This window comes from Erythrobacter sp. (assembly GCF_040217515.1).
Classification (GTDB): domain Bacteria; phylum Pseudomonadota; class Alphaproteobacteria; order Sphingomonadales; family Sphingomonadaceae; genus Erythrobacter.
This window is the reverse complement of the sequence record NZ_JAVJPT010000009.1, coordinates 56542-75864: the sequence shown is the minus strand read 5'-3', so window position 1 is coordinate 75864 and position 19323 is coordinate 56542. Positions and strand designations below refer to the sequence as shown.

The 19323-nt window shown below is 65.8% G+C and carries 17 protein-coding genes; 2 read left to right on the top strand and 15 right to left on the bottom strand.

From position 1 onward, the window contains the following. Window positions 1–44: 44 nt before the first annotated feature. From RIB52_RS12060 to RIB52_RS12015, 10 genes are all read right to left on the bottom strand, one after another. Window positions 45–281, bottom strand: a complete 237-nt coding sequence (locus RIB52_RS12060) for a hypothetical protein (protein ID WP_350175851.1) — start codon at window positions 279–281, stop codon at window positions 45–47. Beyond that, complete coding sequence (ccoS, locus tag RIB52_RS12055; RefSeq protein WP_350175849.1) at window positions 278–433, bottom strand: cbb3-type cytochrome oxidase assembly protein CcoS; 156 nt, start codon at window positions 431–433, stop codon at window positions 278–280. Before ccoS ends, RIB52_RS12060 begins: the two co-directional genes overlap by 4 nt. After that, complete coding sequence (locus RIB52_RS12050; RefSeq protein ID WP_350117488.1) at window positions 430–2562, bottom strand: heavy metal translocating P-type ATPase; 2133 nt, start codon at window positions 2560–2562, stop codon at window positions 430–432. Before RIB52_RS12050 ends, ccoS begins: the two co-directional genes overlap by 4 nt. Then, window positions 2563–3024: a FixH family protein gene (locus RIB52_RS12045; RefSeq protein ID WP_350117487.1), complete on the bottom strand. Its 462-nt coding sequence runs from the start codon at window positions 3022–3024 to the stop codon at window positions 2563–2565. Then, complete coding sequence (ccoG, locus tag RIB52_RS12040; protein ID WP_350175846.1) at window positions 3024–4583, bottom strand: cytochrome c oxidase accessory protein CcoG; 1560 nt, start codon at window positions 4581–4583, stop codon at window positions 3024–3026. Before ccoG ends, RIB52_RS12045 begins: the two co-directional genes overlap by 1 nt. Beyond that, a complete protein-coding gene (gene ccoP, locus RIB52_RS12035) occupies window positions 4570–5538 on the bottom strand; it encodes a cytochrome-c oxidase, cbb3-type subunit III (RefSeq protein ID WP_350117485.1) in 969 nt (322 codons plus the stop codon). The genes ccoG and ccoP overlap by 14 nt, the downstream gene beginning before the upstream one ends. Next, window positions 5531–5692 carry a cbb3-type cytochrome c oxidase subunit 3 gene (locus RIB52_RS12030; RefSeq protein WP_350117484.1) on the bottom strand — a complete coding sequence of 54 codons (162 nt, stop codon included), beginning with the start codon at window positions 5690–5692 and terminating at the stop codon, window positions 5531–5533. The genes ccoP and RIB52_RS12030 overlap by 8 nt, the downstream gene beginning before the upstream one ends. Continuing rightward, window positions 5689–6456, bottom strand: a complete 768-nt coding sequence (gene ccoO, locus RIB52_RS12025; RefSeq protein ID WP_350175843.1) for a cytochrome-c oxidase, cbb3-type subunit II — start codon at window positions 6454–6456, stop codon at window positions 5689–5691. The genes RIB52_RS12030 and ccoO overlap by 4 nt, the downstream gene beginning before the upstream one ends. Window positions 6457–6477: 21 nt before the next feature. Further along, a complete protein-coding gene (ccoN, locus tag RIB52_RS12020) occupies window positions 6478–8178 on the bottom strand; it encodes a cytochrome-c oxidase, cbb3-type subunit I (RefSeq protein ID WP_350175841.1) in 1701 nt (566 codons plus the stop codon). Between the two features lie 64 nt (window positions 8179–8242). Then, complete coding sequence (locus RIB52_RS12015; protein ID WP_350175839.1) at window positions 8243–8986, bottom strand: Crp/Fnr family transcriptional regulator; 744 nt, start codon at window positions 8984–8986, stop codon at window positions 8243–8245. A 218-nt stretch (window positions 8987–9204) separates the two neighbouring features. Between RIB52_RS12015 and RIB52_RS12010 the strand changes: the two genes are divergently transcribed. Both RIB52_RS12010 and acs read left to right on the top strand, forming a co-directional pair. After that, entirely contained in the window at window positions 9205–9879 is a 675-nt protein-coding gene (locus RIB52_RS12010; RefSeq protein WP_350175837.1) for an OmpW/AlkL family protein, read from the top strand. 174 nt (window positions 9880–10053) lie between these two features. Then, a complete protein-coding gene (gene acs, locus RIB52_RS12005; RefSeq protein WP_350175835.1) occupies window positions 10054–11985 on the top strand; it encodes an acetate--CoA ligase in 1932 nt (643 codons plus the stop codon). Between the two features lie 273 nt (window positions 11986–12258). Here acs and RIB52_RS12000 read toward each other — a convergent pair whose 3' ends face one another. From RIB52_RS12000 to RIB52_RS11980, 5 genes are all read right to left on the bottom strand, one after another. Beyond that, complete coding sequence (locus RIB52_RS12000; protein ID WP_350175833.1) at window positions 12259–12936, bottom strand: exonuclease domain-containing protein; 678 nt, start codon at window positions 12934–12936, stop codon at window positions 12259–12261. A 1-nt stretch (window position 12937) separates the two neighbouring features. After that, window positions 12938–14806, bottom strand: a complete 1869-nt coding sequence (locus tag RIB52_RS11995; protein WP_350175831.1) for a putative nucleotidyltransferase substrate binding domain-containing protein — start codon at window positions 14804–14806, stop codon at window positions 12938–12940. 85 nt (window positions 14807–14891) lie between these two features. Further along, window positions 14892–16349 (bottom strand): TolC family protein, encoded by a 1458-nt coding sequence (locus tag RIB52_RS11990; protein ID WP_350175829.1) that lies wholly within the window; start codon window positions 16347–16349, stop codon window positions 14892–14894. Window positions 16350–16408: 59 nt separating this feature from the next. Beyond that, entirely contained in the window at window positions 16409–17443 is a 1035-nt protein-coding gene (locus RIB52_RS11985; protein ID WP_350175827.1) for an HlyD family secretion protein, read from the bottom strand. A 4-nt stretch (window positions 17444–17447) separates the two neighbouring features. Continuing rightward, window positions 17448–19229, bottom strand: a complete 1782-nt coding sequence (locus RIB52_RS11980; RefSeq protein ID WP_350175825.1) for an ABC transporter transmembrane domain-containing protein — start codon at window positions 19227–19229, stop codon at window positions 17448–17450. Window positions 19230–19323: the final 94 nt, after the last annotated feature.

The following is a 19323-nucleotide window of genomic DNA, read 5'->3' as shown; positions in this document are numbered from 1 at the left end:
CAGGCCCTTAAAGCGCCCCGCGCCTCGCGCGTCTTTGCGGGAGATCAAATCCGCGCGCGCGTTTTCGCACCGGTCGGCTTTTCCTTCCCCTTTTCGCGGCAGGTGGCCGCGTGGCAGGCCGTCGGGTCGCAATCTGGCTCCGGCGCGTCGCCGTCGCCGAGCGGGAGAGTGATTTCCCCGCCGCCGCACAAGGCGAGGGTGAGCGTTTTCTCCTCCCCTTGCGGAAGCGGCCCTGCTGCAAGCGGGACCAGCGCGGCGAAGGCGAGGGCGGCGCCGTTCACTCGTCCTCCTCCAGTTCCTCGTCGATCAGGATGCGGTTGGCCGCCCCGTCGAGATCGTCATATTGCCCGCTCTTCATGCTCCAGAAAAAAGCGGCAAGGCCCAGCGCGCCCATGCCGAGCGCGATCGGGATGAGGAAGGTAAGGCCGGTCACGACGCCTCTTTCGCGGACCCTGCGAGCCGCAGCGAATTGGCGACCACGACCAGCGAAGACAGCGACATGGCGATGGCCGCGATGAGCGGGGTGACATAGCCGAACAGCGCAAGCGGGATCGCGAGCAGGTTGTAGCCGATGGCAAAGACGAAATTCTGCCGCACGATCCGCATGGTCGCACGCGCGACACGGATCGCCAGCGCGACCGGCATCAGCCTTTCGCCGATGAACACCGCATCGGCCGCCTGCTGGCTCGCATCGGACGCCGTGCCCGGCGCGATCGAGGCATGGGCCGCGGCAAGCGCCGGGCCGTCATTGAGCCCGTCGCCCACCATGAGGGGGCGGCGTCCTTGCTCGCGCAGCCTTTCGAGCGCGGCGAGCTTGTCCTGTGGGCTGGCGGCCGCCCGGGCTTCGAGGCCGAGCCGGGCTGCGACCTCGGCCACGGCCTGTTCGCGGTCGCCCGACAGGATGCTCGAAGAAAGGCCCGCTTCGCCGAGCGCTTCGAGTGTGGCCGTGGTGTCGGGACGCAGCGGATCGGCGAAGGTGAGCGTGACAGCCCGCTCGCCGACGCTGAGCCGGGTCGCGAGCACTGCGCCGGTTTCGTCGGGCCGTTCGAGCGCCGCCCGTACGCCTTTCCAGGTCCCGGCAAGGCCGCTCCCGGCGAGCTCGGTCACGTCGTCGATCGCCGCCGCATCCACCCCTTCGGCCCGCAAGGCGTCTGCGAGGCCGCGCGAAAGCGGGTGGCGGCTGTTCTGCGCGAGGCCGAGCGCGACGGCGCGGTCTTCGTCCGAAAGCCGCGAGATGTCGGGGCGCGGTTCGCCAAGGGTGAGTGTGCCCGTCTTGTCGAACAACGCGACGTCGCATTCGGCAAGGCGTTCGAGAGCGCTGCCGTCCTTGACCAGCAGGCCGCGCTTGAGCAGCGCGCCGGAAGCGACAACCTGCGCCGCCGGGACTGCGAGACCCATGGCACAGGGACAGGTGATGATAAGCACCGCGATGGCGATGACGGCGGACTGGTACCAGCCCGCGCCCGCGATCATCCACCCTGCAAAGGCAAGCAGGGCGAGGGTGTGAACGACCGGTGCATAGGCGCGGCTGGCGCGGTCGGCGATGCGCACGTAATGGCTGCGCGACTGGCCCGCTTCGTCCATCAGCCGGGCGATTTCGGCGATGGCGGTGTCCTCCGCCACGCGGGTCAGGCGCACGCGGATCGGCGCGCCGAGATTGATCGCGCCGGCATGGACTGCGCTGCCCTTGCCGACGGGCTCGGGCGTGCTTTCGCCGGTGAGCATGGCGTTGTCGATGCTGGAGGAGCCCTCCTCCACCTCGCCATCGGCGGCCAGCGCTTCTCCGGCGGCGACCAGCACCAGCATTCCCGGTTCGAGATCCTGCGCATCCACCCGCCGGGTCGCCCCGTCCGCTCCGATCACGCTGGCGCTCTTGCCCATCCGGCCGAGCAGCGCGCCGATGCCTGCGCGGGTGCGGGTGCGCATTTCGGCATCGAGCACGCGGCCCGCGAGCAGGAAGAAGAGCAGCATCACCGCGCTCTCGAAAAACGCATGCTCGCCCCCGGTGATCGTCTCGTAGAGGCTGAGAGCGGTGGCAAGGATCACCCCGATCGCGATCGGCACATCCATGTTGGTGCGGCGATAGCGCAGCGCCATCAGCGCGCTGGAGAAGAAGGGGCGGCCCGAATAGGCAATGACGGGCAGGGCGATCAGCGCGGAAAGCCAGTGGAACAGTTCGCGCGTCGCCCCGTCCGCCCCGGCCCATACGCTCACCGAAAGCAGCATGACATTCATCATGCCGAAGCCTGCGACCCCGAGCGCCCGGGTCAGTTGCTTCTTCTCTTCCGCTTCCTGGCCGAGCGGGTTTTCCGCGAGCGGCTGCGCCTCGAAGCCGAGTTCGCGCAGCGCTTCGGAAATGCGTTCTTCCTCGATACCCGGCAGGTGATGCACCGCGACCCGCTTGGACGAGAAGTTCACTCGCGCTGCCTCGATACCCTCGACTTTGGGCAATTCCCGCTCGATCTTGGCGATGCAGCCAGCACAGCGCATTCCGGGCACGGTGAAGCGCGTGCCGACGAGCTTGGCGGCGTCGTCCTGGTCAAGGGCGGCGGGCGCGTTCACCTAAAGCTCGCTTTCGCCGGTCCAGACGTCGTCTCCGGCGGTGATGGTGAGGCGCACGATCCAGCGGCCTTCGGCGATCGGCTCGCGCGAGCGATAGCGCCCGTCGGGCAGCGGATCGAAGACGAGCGAGGCGAATTCCCGTTCGCCCAGCGGGCGGCGCAGTTCGGCGCCGATTTCGGCCCCGGCGGGGACATCGGCCGTCTCGACCAGCAAATGGCCGTCATCGCCGCGGCCCGGGCGGACTTCCCAGCCCAGCGCACGCGCTTTTTCAGCCTCGGCCAGCCAGGTGTTGAACTTCTGGCTCGCGATATAGGAATTCTCGACCACGACGCCGTGAAACCCGCCCACGGCAAGGCTCGCCATGAAGAAATTGACTGCGGCGACGATGCCGAAGCCGATCACGAGGACAAGCGCCATGTGCCGTCCGGTGAATTCGCCCTTGCGGCGGGCTTTGCCGGCCATCATTCGCCTCCAGGCCCGGTGAAGGTCGTCGCCTGCGTATCACTCTCGCCCTGCTCGTCGAGCGAGGTGACGACGAACTCGAATTCATCGGGGCGCGTGCCGGCGGGCACCGTGACATAGGCGCGCACTATCCGGGTCTCGTTCGCGGGGACATCGACCACCTGGGACGGCGCGGCGTCATCGGCAGTGATCGAATCCGTCCACATCACCGCGCCTGCGGGAAGGCCGGAAAGCGCCACTTCCATCTCGCGCGGACGGGCCTCCATGTTGCGCAGGCGCAGGGTGTACGAATTGCGCACCGATCCGTCCTTCATCAGCATGAAGGGCGGATTGCGGTCGGGCGAGACGGTGATGTCGGTGTGACTGCGCGTGCCGAGCGCGAACAGCATGGCAAGACCGATCGCCGCCCAGACGCCGAAATAGATGAAGATGCGCGGACGGATCAGCGCTTTCCACGCCGGCTGGGCGGGCTCGCCTGCTGCTTCCTTTTCGCACTGCTCAAGCGTGGCATAGTCGATCAGTCCGCGCGGGCGGCCGACCTCGGCCATGACTTGGTCGCAGGCGTCGATGCACAGCGCGCAGGTGATGCAGCCGATCTGCTGTCCTTCGCGGATATCGATTCCGGTCGGGCACACCGCGACGCACATGTTGCAGTCGATGCAGTCGCCGTATTCCTCCGGGTTCTTGGCCGCCTTCTTGACGCTGCCGCGCTTTTCGCCGCGCCAGTCCTTGTAGGTGACGATGAGCGATTTCTCGTCGAGCATCGCGGTCTGGATGCGCGGCCAGGGGCACATGTAGATGCACACCTGTTCGCGCATGAACCCGCCGAGCCAGAAGGTCGTGCCGGCCAGAATGCCGACCGTGGCATAGGCGACAAAGGCCGCATCGCCGGTGAAGAAATCCACGAACAAAGTCGGCGCATCGGCAAAATAGAGAATCCATGCCCCGCCGGTCGCCAGGCTGATGAGCAGGTAAACCGACCACTTGGACAGGCGCCGCGCGATCTTGGACGCGGTCCACGGCGCCTTGTCGAGCCGCATGCGCGCATTGCGATCGCCGTCGAACAGGCGGTCGACGTGCTGGAACAGGTCGGTCCACACGGTCTGCGGGCAGGTATAACCACACCATGCCCGGCCCACCGCGCTAGTGACGAGGAACAAGCCGATTCCCGCCATGATGAGCATGCCCGCGACGAAATAGAATTCGTGCGGCCAGATCTCGATGTCGAACATGTAGAAGCGGCGATTGGCGAGATCGATCAGCACCGCCTGGTCGGGCGCATAGGGCCCGCGATCCCAGCGGATCCAAGGTGTACCCCAATAGATCGCCAGCGTGACGAGCATAACAAGCCACTTGAAGCGGCGGAATGGTCCGTCGATCCGCTTGTTGTGGACCGCCTTGCGCTTTTCGTAGAGGCTGCCGGTGCTGGCGGCAGGCTGGCTCGGGGCGTGGCGCTGGGTCGGCGCCGAAGGCTCGGCCTGGGAGGGACCGAGGGCACCGCCCCAGTCCCGGCCTTCAGGCTTGGCCTTCGGTTGGTCGAGCTCGTCAGAGTCGGGCATCGTTTCCTGCCTTGCTGCCGCCATCGGCGGCATCGGCGACCTCCTCGGAGGTCTCCATGGTTTCCTCGATCACGTCCTCTTTCGATTCCGTGGTCTGGCCGCCGCCGCGCGAATGGACATAGGCCGCCAGCATCTTGATCGTCACCGGATCGAGCTTTTCGCTCCAGCCCGGCATCACGCCGTGGCGCGGGGCCAGGATCTGGCGGCGGATATCGTCCTTTTCCCCGCCGTAGAGCCAGATCGCATCGTTCAGCGCCGGAGCGCCCTGCTGCGGATCGCCCTGGCCGTTCGCCTGGTGGCAGACCGAGCAGTTCTGTTCGTAGATCTGCGCGCCCTGCGGGTCGCCTTCGGCTTTGCCGGAAAGCGAGAGCACATGGTTTGCCACGGCATCGATCTGCGCGTTGTCGAGAATGCCCTCGAAGGCCGGCATATAGGCAAGCCGCGTCTGGTTTGAACCCTCCCAGCGAATGCCGTGGATCAGGGTGGTCTCGATATCTTCGAGCGTGCCGCCCCAGATCCACGCATCATCGTTGAGATTGGGATAGCCGTATTCCTCGTAGCCCGCCGCGCCTGCGCCATGGCACTGGACGCAATTGACCTTGAATGCGGCCGCGCCGCCCGCGACCGCCTGGTTCATCAGTTCTGGCGTGGCGGCGAGCTTGTCGAGATCGGTCGCGGCGATCCGCTCGAACGTATCGCGCCGGGCGAGTTCGACGGCGCTCATTTCCTGGGCCAGCTGGCCGCGGCTCGACCATCCGAGCACGCCTTCGGTCGCCTGGCTCACCATCGGCCATGCCGGGTAGAGCACGACATAGACCGCCGCCCAGGCGCAGGTCGCATAGAAGGTCCACAGCCACCAGCGCGGCAGCGGGGTGTTAAGCTCCTCGATCCCGTCCCATTCGTGGCCGACGGTTTCGGTGCCGGTCGGTTGGTCGATGCGCTTGTTCTCAGACATCGTTGTCGTCCTTGAAAATCGAATGCTTCGCCGCCTCCACATGGCGGCGCGCGCCGGGGCGGAAATGCCACAGGCACAAGATGAGGTAGAGCGAGAAGATAACCACCAGTCCATAGCTGTCGGCGAAGTGGCGCAGGGTTTCGTAGAAGCTCATCGGCCCTTCTCCTCGGCCAGGTCTTCCTGCGCGGCGACGCTGTCGACGTCGACCAAGGTGCCGAGCATCTGGAGATAGGCGACGAGCGCGTCCATCTCGGTCACCACATCGGGATTTCCGTCGAAATCACGCACCTGCGTCTTGGGATAGCGTTCCTCGAGGTCGCCCGCATCGAGATCGGGATCGGCCTGCGCGAACAGGTCGGTCTCGGCCATTTCGATGTCGACATCCGAATAGGGCACGCCCACCCGGCGCAGCGCGGTGAGCGTCGCCGAAGCATCCGGCACCTCGATCGGGGTTTCCGCCAGGAAGGAATAAGGCGGCATGATGCTTTCGGGCACGACGCTGCGCGGATCGATCAGGTGCTGGACATGCCAGGCATCCGAATAGCGTCCGCCGACACGCGCGAGGTCCGGACCCGTGCGCTTGGACCCCCACTGGAAGGGGTGGTCGTACATCGATTCGGCAGCGAGGCTGTAATGGCCGTAACGTTCGACCTCGTCGCGGAAGGGCCGGATCATCTGGCTGTGGCAAAGGTAGCAGCCCTCGCGCACATAGATGTCGCGGCCCGCCTGTTCGAGCGGGGTGTAGGGGCGCATGCCCTCCACTTCCTCGATCGTGTTGTCGATCCAGAACAGCGGGGCGATCTCGACGATCCCACCGATCGCCACCGTCACGAAAGTCGCGGCGGCGAGCAGGGTGATGTTCTTCTCGAGCTTCTTGTGGCCCTCGAAGGGTTCTTTTTTCGGTTTGTCGTTGCTCATTCTATCGGTCCCAACAGAGCGTTATTCGGCGGGCTCGGGCGCAGTGCCCTGCGGTCCGGGCCGAGGCTGCGTTCCCGCCCCGGGGGCGACCGGGCGGTCGGCTGCCGCGTCGTGCGGGGTGTCGCCCATCGGGGCTTCCTCGCGCTGGTAGCCGGCGATGGTCATCCAGATATTGTAGGCCATGATGATCGCACCGGAGAGGTAGAGGAGGCCGCCGAAAGCGCGCATCCAGTACATCGGATTGAGAGCCGCGACCGTGTCGACGAAGCTGTTCACAAGGAACCCGTCCGAGCCGTATTCGCGCCACATCAGGCCCTGCGTGATCCCGGCGACCCACATCGAGGAGGCGTAGAACACGATCCCCAAAGTCGCGAGCCAGAAGTGCCAGTTGATCATCCGCAAGCTGTAGAGCCGTTCCTTCTGCCACAGCCGCGGCACGAGGAAGTAGACGCAGGCGAAAGTGATCATCCCGTTCCACCCCAGCGCGCCGGAATGGACGTGGCCGATGGTCCAGTCGGTGTAATGCGACAGCGAATTCACCGCCTTGATCGACAGCATCGGCCCTTCGAACGTGCTCATCCCGTAGAAGGCGAGCGCGAGGACCATCATGCGGATGATCGGGTCGGTGCGGACCTTGTCCCAGGCGCCGTTGAGCGTCATCAGCCCGTTGATCATCCCGCCCCAGCTGGGCATCCACAGCATGATCGAGAACACCATGCCCAGCGTCTGTGCCCAGTCGGGCAGCGCGGTGTAGTGGAGGTGGTGCGGACCCGCCCAGATGTAGAGGAAGATCAGCGACCAGAAGTGGATGATCGACAAGCGGTACGAATAGACCGGCCGGTTAGCCTGCTTCGGCACGAAGTAATACATCATCGCAAGGAAGCCCGCGGTCAGGAAGAAGCCTACCGCGTTGTGGCCGTACCACCACTGCGTCAGGGCGTCCTGAACGCCCGCAAAGGCGGAATAGCTGCGCGCACCCAGCAGGCTCACCGGCATGGCGAGGTTGTTGACCACGTGCAGCATCGCGATCGTCACGATGAAGGCGAGATAGAACCAGTTGGCGACGTAGATGTGCGGCTCGTGGCGGCGCAGCAGCGTGCCGATGAAGACCGCGAGATAGGCGAGCCAGACCACGGTCAGCCACAGGTCGACATACCATTCGGGCTCGGCATATTCGCGGCTCTGGGTGATGCCGAGCAGGTAACCGGTTGCGGCGAGCACGATGAACAGCTGGTAGCCCCAGAACACGAACCGCGCGAGGCCTGGGAAGGCGAGCGTGGTGCGGCAGGTGCGCTGGACCACGTAAAAGCTGGTGGCGATCAGCGCATTGCCGCCAAAGGCGAAAATCACCGCGCTGGTGTGCAGCGGGCGCAGCCGACCGAAATTGAACCAGGGTTCGAAATTGATCCACGGATAGGCGAGCTGGACCGCGATCACGACGCCCGCCAGCAGGCCGGCCAGCCCCCAGAACATCGTCGCGATCACGCCCCAGCGCACGATGTCGTCATCGTAGCGCGAAGGTCCGGGCGGCATCTTGAAGATGCTCTGCGCCTTGGCCATGGGGTCATAGCTGTTAAGCGTGACCACGATCAGGATCAGCGCGACAGCCGCGACGATCCCCATATGGATGGCGAAGCCCGCATCCTGCGCGCCCGCAATGGCCGCGATGGCCGCCAAGAGGACGAGGGCCCAGATGCCGAGCCGACTGAGTACTGCTTCCATTTCTTACGATCCCTTCCGTCAGCGCGCCCTTACGCCCTTCCGTGTCTTTCCTAATTGATCTCGATCAATTTTTGAACGCTTCATTCCTCGCCTGACCCGTCCCGGCTTCTTCGGCCAGCTTTTCCAGATCGGTGAATCGCACGATCGAACGGCCCTCGGTCTCGACCAGCCCCGCATCGCGCAGCTCGGTGAACTGGCGGCTGACCGTCTCGATCGTCAGGCCGAGGCTTTCCCCGATGTCGCGCCTGCTCATCGGCAGCGACACCTCGCATTTCCCGCAGTTACAGCCGCAAAGCCGCTCGGCCATCGAGACGAGGAAATCGGCGATCCGCTGGCGTGCGCTGCGATGGCCAAGCTGCATCAACTTGGTCCGGCTGCGGTGCAGCGCCTGCAGTGAGCGCGCCAAAACCGAGCGCAGGATTACCGGATCGTCCTGCGCGACATCCAGGAATTCGTCCGATGCAAAGATCACAAGTTCAAGGTCATTGAGTGCAACAAGCCGGAAATCGCCGTCCGACTGCCGCAGCACGGAGACCATGTCGCCTGCGAAATGAAAGGCGAGGACATGATCGTGCGAACGAAGCGATTCGCCGCCTGCGGCCACGGGGGCGTGCGCCCCGCGTGCGGCGGCCGATTGGCCGACGAGCTTCGCCGCGCCCGAGGCAACGAAGACGAGCCGGTCTCCTGCCGGATCGGCGGCGAGCGTCTCGCCCTTGGGGATGAAGCGATATTCCGCGACCCGGCAGAGCCGATCCGCAGTGTGCGTGGCCCCGTGCCCATCGGGCATGGCATCGCGGAATGCGGCCATGCTGAGCTTATCGGCGGGTTGGACGAGTGTCGCCATAACGCCGCCCTGTGTGCCTTCGTGCCCGTCTCGCGTCTTTGATCCCGATCAAGAGCAAGGCTTGCAGGGTTTTGATCGGAATCAATGATGGCCCGCCGATCCTGCGGCAATCGGCCCGCTGCCGGCAGCAAGCATCCTGGGTCGCGGAGGGCGACCACTGCTGCCCACACAGGAAAGGGAAAATGAAAACACTCCTGATGATCACGGGCGCCGCTCTCGCGCTCGCAGCCACCCCCGCCGCCGCCCAAGAGGATCGTGCGGGCGACATCCAGTTCAAGGTGCTGGGCACTGCGGTCCTGCCCGACGGCGAGATCGAGCAGGTCAATGTCGACATTGTCGGCCTGCCCGCCGATACACAGACGAGCGCGAGCGACAACTTCGTGCCGACCATCGCTGTCGAGTACTTCGTGTCCGACAATTTCTCGATCGAGACGATCGCCGGGATGACGCAGCACGACGTTGATGCCGTCTCCGGCCTGCCGGGAGCGGAACTGGTGTCCGATGCACAGCTGATCCCCGCCACGCTGACGGCCAAGCTCCATTTCGATCTCGGCGACAGCGTGAAACCCTATGTCGGGGCGGGTCCGGCCTATTTCCTTTGGGTTTCCGACAAGCCGGGCGCGGCGACGGTTCCGCTGGGCGTGACAGACACCGACCTGTCCGACGAATTCGGCGTTGCGCTGCAGGCGGGCGTCGATGTCGCGATCGGCGATAGCGGTTTCGGCCTGACGCTCGATGCCAAGCGCTATTTCATCGGCACGACCGCGCGCTGGTTCGCGGGCGAAACGCTGGCGATCGAGACCGAGCACAATCTCGACCCCTGGGTCCTTTCGGCGGGCGTCGCTTACCGTTTCTGAGTCGCATCCCGCCTCGATCCCGCACATGGTCGGCCCCGTCGGCAGCGCGCCGACGGGGCCGTTCCGTGTTCGGCGCACGCTGAATCCCGCTGCGCGAATCCCCACTTTGCGAGGGCATTGTCAGCGAACGTGCGGTGTGTAGGGTTCGTCCCCAGGAGAAGAGGGAGACTCGAAATGCTGCACGCCGTTGCAAGGCCGCAGTCCGACACGCCGACCCATTGCGTGGCCGAGCAATATGACGAGCTGTATCGCCGCTCGCTGGAAGACCCGGACGGCTTCTGGCTCGAACAGGCCCGGCGGCTCGACTGGTTCAGCGCGCCGACCCGAGGCGGCGAGTGGTCGTGGGACCCGGTCGAGATAAACTGGTTCGCCGACGGCTCGCTCAATCTATGTCACAATGCGGTGGACCGGCATCTTGCAAGCCGTGGCGACGACACGGCGATCATATTCGAGCCCGACGATCCTTCCGGTGAAAGCCGCACGCTCACCTATCGCCAGCTCCACACAGAGGTGGTGCGCATGGCCAACGCGCTGAAAGCGATGGGCGTGAAAAAGGGCGACCGGGTCACGATCTACATGCCGATGATCGTCGAAGGGCTGACCGCCATGCTCGCCTGTGCGCGCATCGGTGCGGTGCATTCGGTGGTTTTCGGGGGCTTCTCGCCCGAGGCGCTCGCCGGCCGGGTCGAGGATTGCAAGAGCCGTTTCGTCGTCACCGCCGATGAAGGCCTGCGCGGCTCGAAGCGTGTGCCGCTCAAGGCCAATGTCGACGCCGCGCTGGCCGAGCCCGATCACGATACGCCGCTCGACGGGATGCTGGTAGTCCGCCACACCGGGGCCGACATCGCCATGGCCGAAGGCCGCGATCACTGGTTCCACGAAGTCGCGAGCGATGCGGATTGCCCGTGCGAGCCGATGGGGGCGGAAGACCCGCTTTTCATCCTCTACACATCGGGCTCGACCGGCAAGCCCAAGGGCGTGCTGCACACGACGGGCGGCTATGGCGTGTGGACGGCGACGACCTTCCACTACGTTTTCGATTACCAGCCGGGCGAAGTCTACTGGTGCACCGCCGATATCGGCTGGGTCACCGGCCATAGCTACATCGTCTACGGCCCGCTGATCAACGGGGCGACCAGCCTCGTCTTCGAAGGCGTGCCGAACTATCCCGACCATGGCCGTTTCTGGGACGTGGTGGACAGGCACAAGGTCAACATCCTCTATACCGCCCCGACCGCGATCCGGGCGCTGATGCGCGAGGGCGACCATCACGTCACCCGCCGGCACCGTTCCTCCCTCCGCCTGCTCGGCAGCGTGGGCGAGCCGATCAACCCCGAAGCCTGGCGCTGGTATTTCGATGTCGTGGGCGAGGGGCGTTGTCCCATCGTCGACACCTGGTGGCAGACCGAGACGGGCGGGGTCATGATCACCACGCTTCCGCAGGCGCACGACATGAAGCCCGGGAGCGCCGGGTTGCCCTTCTTCGGCATCCAGCCCCAACTCGTCGACAACGAGGGTGCCGTGCTGGAAGGCGAGGCCGAGGGCAATCTTTGCATCACCGCCAGTTGGCCCGGCCAGGCGCGCACGGTCTATGGCGATCACGACCGCTTCGTGCAGACCTATTTCTCGACCTACAAGCCCAAGTATTTCACTGGCGACGGGTGCAAGCGCGACGGTGACGGCTATTACTGGATCACAGGCCGTGTCGACGATGTCATCAACGTCTCCGGGCACCGCATGGGAACCGCCGAGGTCGAAAGCGCACTCGTTCTGCACGCGAAAGTCGCCGAGGCAGCAGTGGTGGGCTATCCGCACGACATCAAGGGGCAGGGGATCTACTGCTACGTCACCCTGAATGCCGGCGAGGAAGGTTCGGACGAGCTCTACACCGAGCTTCGCAATTGGGTCAGGCAGGAAATCGGCCCGATCGCGACGCCCGACCATATCCAGTTCACCGACGGCCTGCCCAAGACTCGCTCGGGCAAGATCATGCGCCGCATTCTGAGGAAGGTGGCGGAAAACGATTACGGATCGCTGGGCGACACGTCGACGCTCGCCGATCCCTCGCTGGTCGAGCGCCTCATCGACGGGCGCAGGAACCGTTAGGCATTCAGGGGCTGGTCGGTACCCGGTCGGCGAAAACCCGCCGAGCGCGCCAATAGGCCCCGTCAGCCGCGTTCGTCTCGCCAGGCATCTTGGCGGGCGCTTGCGCGCGTGGGGTGCCGGTATCGGTTTCGAGCGCCCGGGGGCGGATCGCGGTGTGTGATCTGTCATGATCCCCCTTGTGTTCGTTGCGGCCTTCTGCGCGTCGCACGCGCCGTGGCTTGCAAGGGCAGGTGATCGGGCACGAGCGATTTCATAGGTCGGCGGACAGGGCAGTCAGATCGCCTCGAGCGCGCCCAGCGTGACACCGGCGGGCAGGCGGGTGAGCTGCGCCTGGAACAGCTCGCCGGCCGCGATTGCATCGGTCAGCGCGTCGTGCGCGGCGTAATCGGGCAGGCCGTAGCGGCTCCGCGCGGGGCCGAGCCGGTAGGCCTCGCTCTCGGCAAGGCCCGGATGGATGTGCTGTTCGAGCCTCAATGTGCAGATCGTACGGATCGGCAGTGCCGCCCCGAATACGCCGCGCACCGCATCGGCGAGCGCGGTTCGCTCGATCGCGGCGGCGTGGGCGACCACGATGCGACCCGCGAGAACGCGCACGAGCCGTTCGATCACCGGGCCCAGCGGTTCGCCCCGGCTCGCGCGCTGTTCGCCGATGCCGTGGATCGTCACCGCCTGCCGGTCAAGCGTCGCATCGCTGCGGATGTCGCAGGATACCGCCTCGGCGAGCGTTATCGTGGTGGCTGTGAAAGCGGTCCAGCCGGCCTGGAGCAGGTGCGCCCCCCGCCGCAGCCCGTCGAGCTCGAAATCGAGCGCGAGCAGCGGTGCCTCGCGCGCGGGGCAGTCCTCTCCCGGCCAGGCGGCGGCGGCATAGGCGGCGAGGGCAGGCGTCGCCGCATGCGCCGTGGCGAGCCTTGCAAGCTCCCGGTTGAACCGCCGACGGGCGAACAGGCTCACGCTATGCCCCGGCCAGATTGCGTCGCATACCGTCGAGCCCGCGCCGGATCACCGCGAAGGCATCCTTGAGATAGTCGCGTTCGAGCGGGGAAAGATCGTCCGGGGCGATCGCGTTGGACGGCGCTTCGCCGCGCTCGATCGCGGCCGCCTGGCGTGCAATGCGCAGGTCGTTCACGAACAGCATCGCGTCCTCCAGACTGCGCGCGTCCCCCCTCTCGAGCCGCCCCGCCGCGACCAGCGCATCGAGCCGGGCGAGTGTTCCGACTTCCTCGATCCCTTCGGCCAGCGCGAGGGTGCGGGCGATGTCGATCACCGGCATGATCGCCCGGGCCTTGGCATCGAAGACCCTTTCCCCGTCGGCCGCGCGCTCGAGCACGAGATTGCGGAAAATGCCGAGCGGCACGCGCGCGCGGAGGGCATCGCGGGCGAGAAAGCTCACGAAGAGCGGGCTGGCGCGGCACGCCTTCACCACTTCGCGGCGCAGCGTGGCGGCGAGCGCGGCCTCGCCATGGACGCAGCGCATGTCGAAGAAGATCGTGGCTTTTAGCACCCGATCCTCGTCGGGTTGTTCTATCCAGTGCTCATAGCGCCGCCGCCAGTCCGACAGCCGCAGCCGCTGGCTCCATTCGCGTGCCATGATCCCGCCCGTGCAATAGGCATAGCCCGAAAGCGCGAGCAATTCGCACAGGCGGTGGGCAAAGGCTTCGAACCAGTCCTCGCCGTCGGCGTCGCATTCGTCCGAAAGTATGAGGCCGTTGTCCTGGTCCGATCCGACCAGCTGTTCCTCGCGGGCGAGCGAACCGAAAGCGACCAGGGCATAGCTGCATGGGCGCGGGCCGAACCGAACCGCGATCTCCTGCTCGGCGATCTCGGCGGCGCGGCGGTGGACCGCGTCTCCCAGCGCCGAGGTGAAGCGCATCGCATGGCTTGCATGGACGCCCGATGCGACCATGGCGGCGAAGCTGGAAGGGATGCGGCGCGCGGCTTCCACCAGTTCGCCCGCGCCGCGCGCGCGGGCGATGGCCATGCCCGCGTCGATCGCGCTGCTGCCGATCGCGGCAAGGATGTCCGTCGCGCTGAGAATGCCGGCGATCGCGCCTTCCTCGTCCACCAGAGGGATGTGGCGAAAACCGCCGCGCGCCATCAGCGCCATCGCCTCGGCAAGCGCGCTGCGGGCGGCCAGCGTCTGCGGATCGCCCGTCATCACCCCGGAGACAGGTCCGGCGAGATCGGTCCCCTTTGCGACCACTCGCGCGCGCAGGTCCTTGTCGGTGAAGATGCCGAGAAGCGCGCCGCCCTCGCAGATCGCGAGCGTGCCCACGTCCTTTTCGTGCATCAGCCGCACCGCCTCGATGATCGGGGTCTCCGGCGGGCAGGTCACCGGCGCGCTGCGCCCGACAAGTTCGCTGACGGGACGGGTCTGCAATTCGAAGCCGCGCGCCTCGCGTCGATCCTCCAGCGCGTGGCGGAGGCGTTGCGCCTCGTCGGCGATGAAAAAGGCGCGGAACGAGGCGTTCTCCTCGCGCAGGCGATGGAACAGATCGGCGGGCAGCGTGTAGAGCAGCGTGTCCTCGATCGCGCGTGCGGTGTTGCGCACTTCCCCCCCGCGCAAGAGCGAGGGATAGGCGAAGCACGATCCCTGGCCGAGCCGCGCGGTCAGTTCCTTTCCCGCCAGCATCAGTTCCATCGCGCCCGAACGGATCAGGTAGAGACGGTCATTGATCGACCCCGCCTCCAGCACGGTCTCCCCGCTCCGACGATAGCTGACTTGCACCGCGCGCGAGACCTGGGCGATACGCTCCTCGCCCAGCCCCCCGAAAGGCGCGGTGGCGCGCAGGAAGCGGGCGATCTCGCCGATTTCCATGGTCATGGCCGTATCCCTCGCGCGCTGCCTCCAGGCCCGCATGGCGCGGCAAGCGCGCCAGGTCGCCGGCATTCCGAGCAGGAGCAGGGGCTCATTCGAGCCCGAGCTCGTCGAGATTCATCGTCGCGGCATTGTAGCTCGCCGTGGCGAGGCGCCCGATGAGATCGGCGCGGATCGCGCGGATCTGCGCATCGGCGGCGCGCTCCTCGCGCAGGTTGACGAGAAAGAAATCGCCCGCGCCAAGGCGGAAACGCTTGCGTTCGGCCTCGACCATGGTGGTGGCCTGTTCGACCTCGTCATCGGCAAGGTCGGCAAGGCGCAGTGCGGCATCGAGATTGGTCAGGATATTGTCGAGTTCGACCGAGATCTCGTCGGCGATCCTCTGCTGTTCGAGCTGGCGCGCGCGCAGTTCCGCCTCGGCCCGGCGTAGCCGTCCGCGCGCCTCGCGGCGCTGAAGCGGGACGGTGAAGGTCAGCCCGACGACGGTATCGGTCGAATCGAAGCTCGGCCCGCCGTCGCCCACGGGTCCGAAATCGCGCGAGAGTTCGACTTCGAAATCGAGCCGGGGTTTGAGGTCGTTGCGCCTGAGTTCGACGCGATTCTCCGCGCGTTCGATCGCGAGCCGCAGGGTTTCGAGTTCGGGCCTTTCTTCCAGCACGAACCGGCGGCGATCGGCCATCAGGGCGTTCATGTCGGGCAGGTTGCTGAGCAATTCGGCGCTCGGCAATTGCTCGCGTGTCGGCACGAAAAGATTTCCGTCCCCGTCGCGCAGGTAGAAGGACAGGCTGTTCGCAGCGGTCTGGAAATCGCGCCGGGCCTCGGCCAGCAGGCTCCGGCGGCGGATGAGGTTCTGTTCGTTCTCGGTCAGGGCGATCGCGGGAAGCGCGCCCTCGCGCACCTGCCGGGTCAGGCCGATGGCCCGCGCCTCGGCGATTTCGAGCAATTCCTCGTAGACCCGGATCTCGTTGCCTGCCGCAACCCAGGTCCAGTAGGCCTGCAGCGCCTCGTACTGGACGTTGAGCTGGACCAGCAGGATGTCGAGCCGCGCCTGGCTCGCCGCGAGCCGCGTGTCCTCGAGTTCGAAGCGGCGACTGTCGATCGTGGAATCGCGCAGCAGCGAAAGCAGCGCGCCGACCTTGAATTCGCCCAGTTCGTTGGTGTTGAAGACATTCTCGTAGATCGGGAAGCGGCCATCCGACAGCTTGTAGCTGCCGAACACCTTCGCGCCCAAGGGGCGCAGTGGCTGGGTCGCCTTGAATTCGGCATAGCCGCCCGAATAGAACCCGCTCACACGGTCATAGGCCTCGGCATCGAGCATGAGGTCGAAGGCCCCGTCCGCGGCGAGCTGGTCCCCGCGCGCCGCAGCTTCGCGCTCGAAGCTCTCGAGGATAGACGGGAATGTGAGCGCGGAGGAGCGCAGCACCTCGTCCGGCAGGAGCGGGCCGGTTTCGAGCGCCTGCTCGATCGCGTCGCCGACCGGCTCGATGTCCTGCGCTGCGAGTGCGGGCGCGAAGGCGAGCGAGAGTGCGAATGCGAGCGCCGCGCGCATATTGCGCCGCGAGGCTCCCGGGCGACGCCCGGCTGTCCTGACGCAACCCCCGCCCATTGTCAGGCAGTCGATCCGGCCGGTTCGGCCCCGGCGGGAAGCTCGGGCGGGAAATTGTTGAGCTGGCGCCAGATCTCGTAGCCGACCGGGACCGTCTCGAGCAGGATCCAGGCGCGCACCGAGGCGCCGAACCGGGCATAGCGTTCCTTGGGCCAGGGATGCGGGTCCGACTTGTCTTCCGAGATCAGGACGCGAAACCGGCCGTCGGGCTGGGCCGACTGGTCGACGGCGGTGACGATCCCTCCGAAAGTGCCGACCGCTTGCGAAGGCCAGCCGCTGAACTGGACCACGGGCCAGCCCTCGAACTGGATGCGCGCCTTGTCGCCGACCTTGACCAGGCCGACATCGCGCCCGTCGACGAAGATCTCGACGACCCGTGCGGCCGATTGCGGGACGAAAGTCACCAGCGGATCGCCCGCATTGACGATCGTGGCGACGTCGCCGGCATTCACGCTCTGGATGAAGCCGTCGCGCGGTGCGGTGACCAGCTGCGAAGACTGGCGCGAGAGGCTGACCTGCGTGCGGTTGAGACTGGCCTGCGCTTCGGCCACGGCGCCGCGCATCTGTTCAACCCGGATCATGGCCTGTTCGTAATCCCGCCGCGCCGCGAGGCCCTCGCGGAACAGCTCGGCCATGCGTCGTTCGTCGATTTCGGCCGTGGCGAGCGCGTTGCGCGCGGCCTGGAGCTGGATCTCGACCTGCTGGCGTTCTGATTCGAGCCGTTCGACCAGTTGCGGGTCGATATCGGCGATGCGCGCGATCGGGTCGCCCTTCTTCACCGAGCTGCCGTCGCGCACGTAGAACTCCTCGATCCGGCCGGAAACAAGCGCGTTGATTTCCTGTTGGCGCTCGTTCGGGTTCAGCGTGGTGACGACGCCCTGGCCGCTCGTGGTCTGGACCCACGGCACGTAGATGAGGAAACCCACCGCGGCGATGAAACCGAACAGGATGAGCAGGAACACCGTGCGCATCACGCGCGGCGTCTTGACGCTTTCGAGCGCGGTGAACTGGGGGATGTCCTGGGCGAGCACGGCCATGTTCCTATTCTCCGACCACGTTCGCAGTGCCGCTTGTGCCCTCGGCCTTGAGCAGGCGCGGCCCGCCCGACCGGCGCGGCGGCTTCTGGTTCACGGCGAGGCAGAAATCCTCGAAATTCTTGAAATAGCGTTGCTGTTTCGCCTCGATAAAGAGGAAACGGTCGAATCCGAGGTCGATTCGCCGGTTCGAGAAACAGATCACGGTCGTGTAGGCCTGTTCGCGCAGCTCGGTTACCGCGCGGGCGAGGTTTTCCTCGTCGATGAGGTCGAACAGGCGGGAGAGCACCAGCACGCGCGGCTTTTCGAGCAGCGCATTGGCGAGCTTCAATTGCTGCAGCTCGACCGAGGAAAGCGGATAGCCGGTCGAGGCGATCGGCGTGTCCAGCCCCTTCTCGAAGGTCGAGATCGTATCGACCAGGCCGACCGTCTCGAGCGCGCCGATCATCCGCCTGGTCGCGCTTTCCGGGCAGGACAGGCTGAGATATTCGCGGATCGTCATGCCGACGAAAGTCGGCCGGTCGAGCACATGGATGTTCTTGCGCAAATTGTGCGCCTCGATGTTCATAAGGTCGATCCCGCCCATCGTCGCGAAACCGCTTTCGGGCAGTTCGTGCATCTTGAGCAGGTTGGTGAACAGGCGCTGCACGCCGTGATGGCTCGCCGCCGCCATCACGATCGCGCCGCTCGGGATTTCGAGATTGAATTCCGCGTCCTCGTGCCTCGCCCGCCCGCGCACGCCTTCGAAGGTGAGCGTGTGGTCGTCGCCATGCATCGGATCTGCCCCGGACGGCTCTTCCTGCTGCACGTCGTAGAACAGCGACAATTCCTCGATCGCGGCGCACAGATCGTAGAAATAGGTCAGATAGGTGCCCAGCTGCGCCACGCCGAAGAATGCCACCGACAGCACCAGCTCGGCCGCGACCAGCTGGCCCAGCGTAAGCTGGCCCTGGATCACCAGCCACCCGCCGAGCCCCAGCAGAACCGCGCTCGCCAGGGCATAGAGGACGAGGAAAGAGATCGTCTGCGAGAAATGCTGGCGGAAATGCCGCTTGCGCTCGGTCAGGTAGTTATCGGTGAAATCGTTGGTCCGGTCGAACGCATAGTCGATCCGCCGCTGCGACTTGAAAAAGCCGTTCGACCCGCCGATCGTTTCGACCCAGGCGGCGGTTGCGTGCTTGGCATGGGACAGGTCGATCCCGGTGCGGATCGCCTTGTTGCCCCAGACCGCCCAGATCACCCAGATCAGCACCGCCATGACCAGCGTGAAAAGCAGGAACAGGGGGTGGTAGAGCGAGACGAGGATGAAGCCGACCACGATCTGCAGCACCACGGTGAAGCCGTTGATGAACAAAACCGGCGTCGCGATCTGGACGTTGATGACGTCGAAATAGCGATTGAACAGCGAGCCGCGATTGGTGTCGTTAAAGAACGGGTTCTGCGCATGGACCGAGATCAGCGCGATTTCCGCCACCATCCGGGCGTAAAAGCGCCGCGCGAACAATTCCATCAGGTGCACGCGCAGGGCATAGATCAGGCCGGAAAGCATGAGCAGGCCGAACAGCGTCAGCGACAGCATCACCAGCGGGGCGGTAAGCGCAGTGTTGGCAACCGTATTGATCAGCATCTGGACCGAGATCGGCGTCGCGAGCGAAAGCAGGCTGATGCCGATGCCATAGACAATCGCCAGCCAGTAGAAATTCCCTTCGGGCTTCAGGATCTCGAAGAAGCGCCGAAAGAATTTCACCAGCGATATGCGATCGCCATAGGTCGGATTGGGAGCTGCCATCTACGCTGTTTTCCGTCCTTTACGGGGCCTTGTCATCGGCTTCGCGCGGGATAATGCCTGAAACCGTGCGCGAGCGACACCCTCACCTGCAGGC

What these genes read in the sequence shown, in the direction of transcription:
- RIB52_RS11990 (WP_350175829.1), bottom strand. Translation starts at nt 16,349, where the DNA reads ATGCGCGCGGCGCTCGCATTCGCACTCTCGCTCGCCTTCGCGCCCGCA.
- acs (WP_350175835.1), top strand. Translation starts at nt 10,054, where the DNA reads ATGCTGCACGCCGTTGCAAGGCCGCAGTCCGACACGCCGACCCATTGC.
- RIB52_RS12015 (WP_350175839.1), bottom strand. Translation starts at nt 8,986, where the DNA reads ATGGCCGCATTCCGCGATGCCATGCCCGATGGGCACGGGGCCACGCAC.
- RIB52_RS11985 (WP_350175827.1), bottom strand. Translation starts at nt 17,443, where the DNA reads ATGGCCGTGCTCGCCCAGGACATCCCCCAGTTCACCGCGCTCGAAAGC.
- RIB52_RS11995 (WP_350175831.1), bottom strand. Translation starts at nt 14,806, where the DNA reads ATGACCATGGAAATCGGCGAGATCGCCCGCTTCCTGCGCGCCACCGCG.
- RIB52_RS12010 (WP_350175837.1), top strand. Translation starts at nt 9,205, where the DNA reads ATGAAAACACTCCTGATGATCACGGGCGCCGCTCTCGCGCTCGCAGCC.
- RIB52_RS11980 (WP_350175825.1), bottom strand. Translation starts at nt 19,229, where the DNA reads ATGGCAGCTCCCAATCCGACCTATGGCGATCGCATATCGCTGGTGAAA.
- RIB52_RS12045 (WP_350117487.1), bottom strand. Translation starts at nt 3,024, where the DNA reads ATGGCCGGCAAAGCCCGCCGCAAGGGCGAATTCACCGGACGGCACATG.
- ccoO (WP_350175843.1), bottom strand. Translation starts at nt 6,456, where the DNA reads ATGAGCAACGACAAACCGAAAAAAGAACCCTTCGAGGGCCACAAGAAG.
- ccoP (WP_350117485.1), bottom strand. Translation starts at nt 5,538, where the DNA reads ATGTCTGAGAACAAGCGCATCGACCAACCGACCGGCACCGAAACCGTC.
- ccoN (WP_350175841.1), bottom strand. Translation starts at nt 8,178, where the DNA reads ATGGAAGCAGTACTCAGTCGGCTCGGCATCTGGGCCCTCGTCCTCTTG.
- RIB52_RS12030 (WP_350117484.1), bottom strand. Translation starts at nt 5,692, where the DNA reads ATGAGCTTCTACGAAACCCTGCGCCACTTCGCCGACAGCTATGGACTG.
- ccoG (WP_350175846.1), bottom strand. Translation starts at nt 4,583, where the DNA reads ATGCCCGACTCTGACGAGCTCGACCAACCGAAGGCCAAGCCTGAAGGC.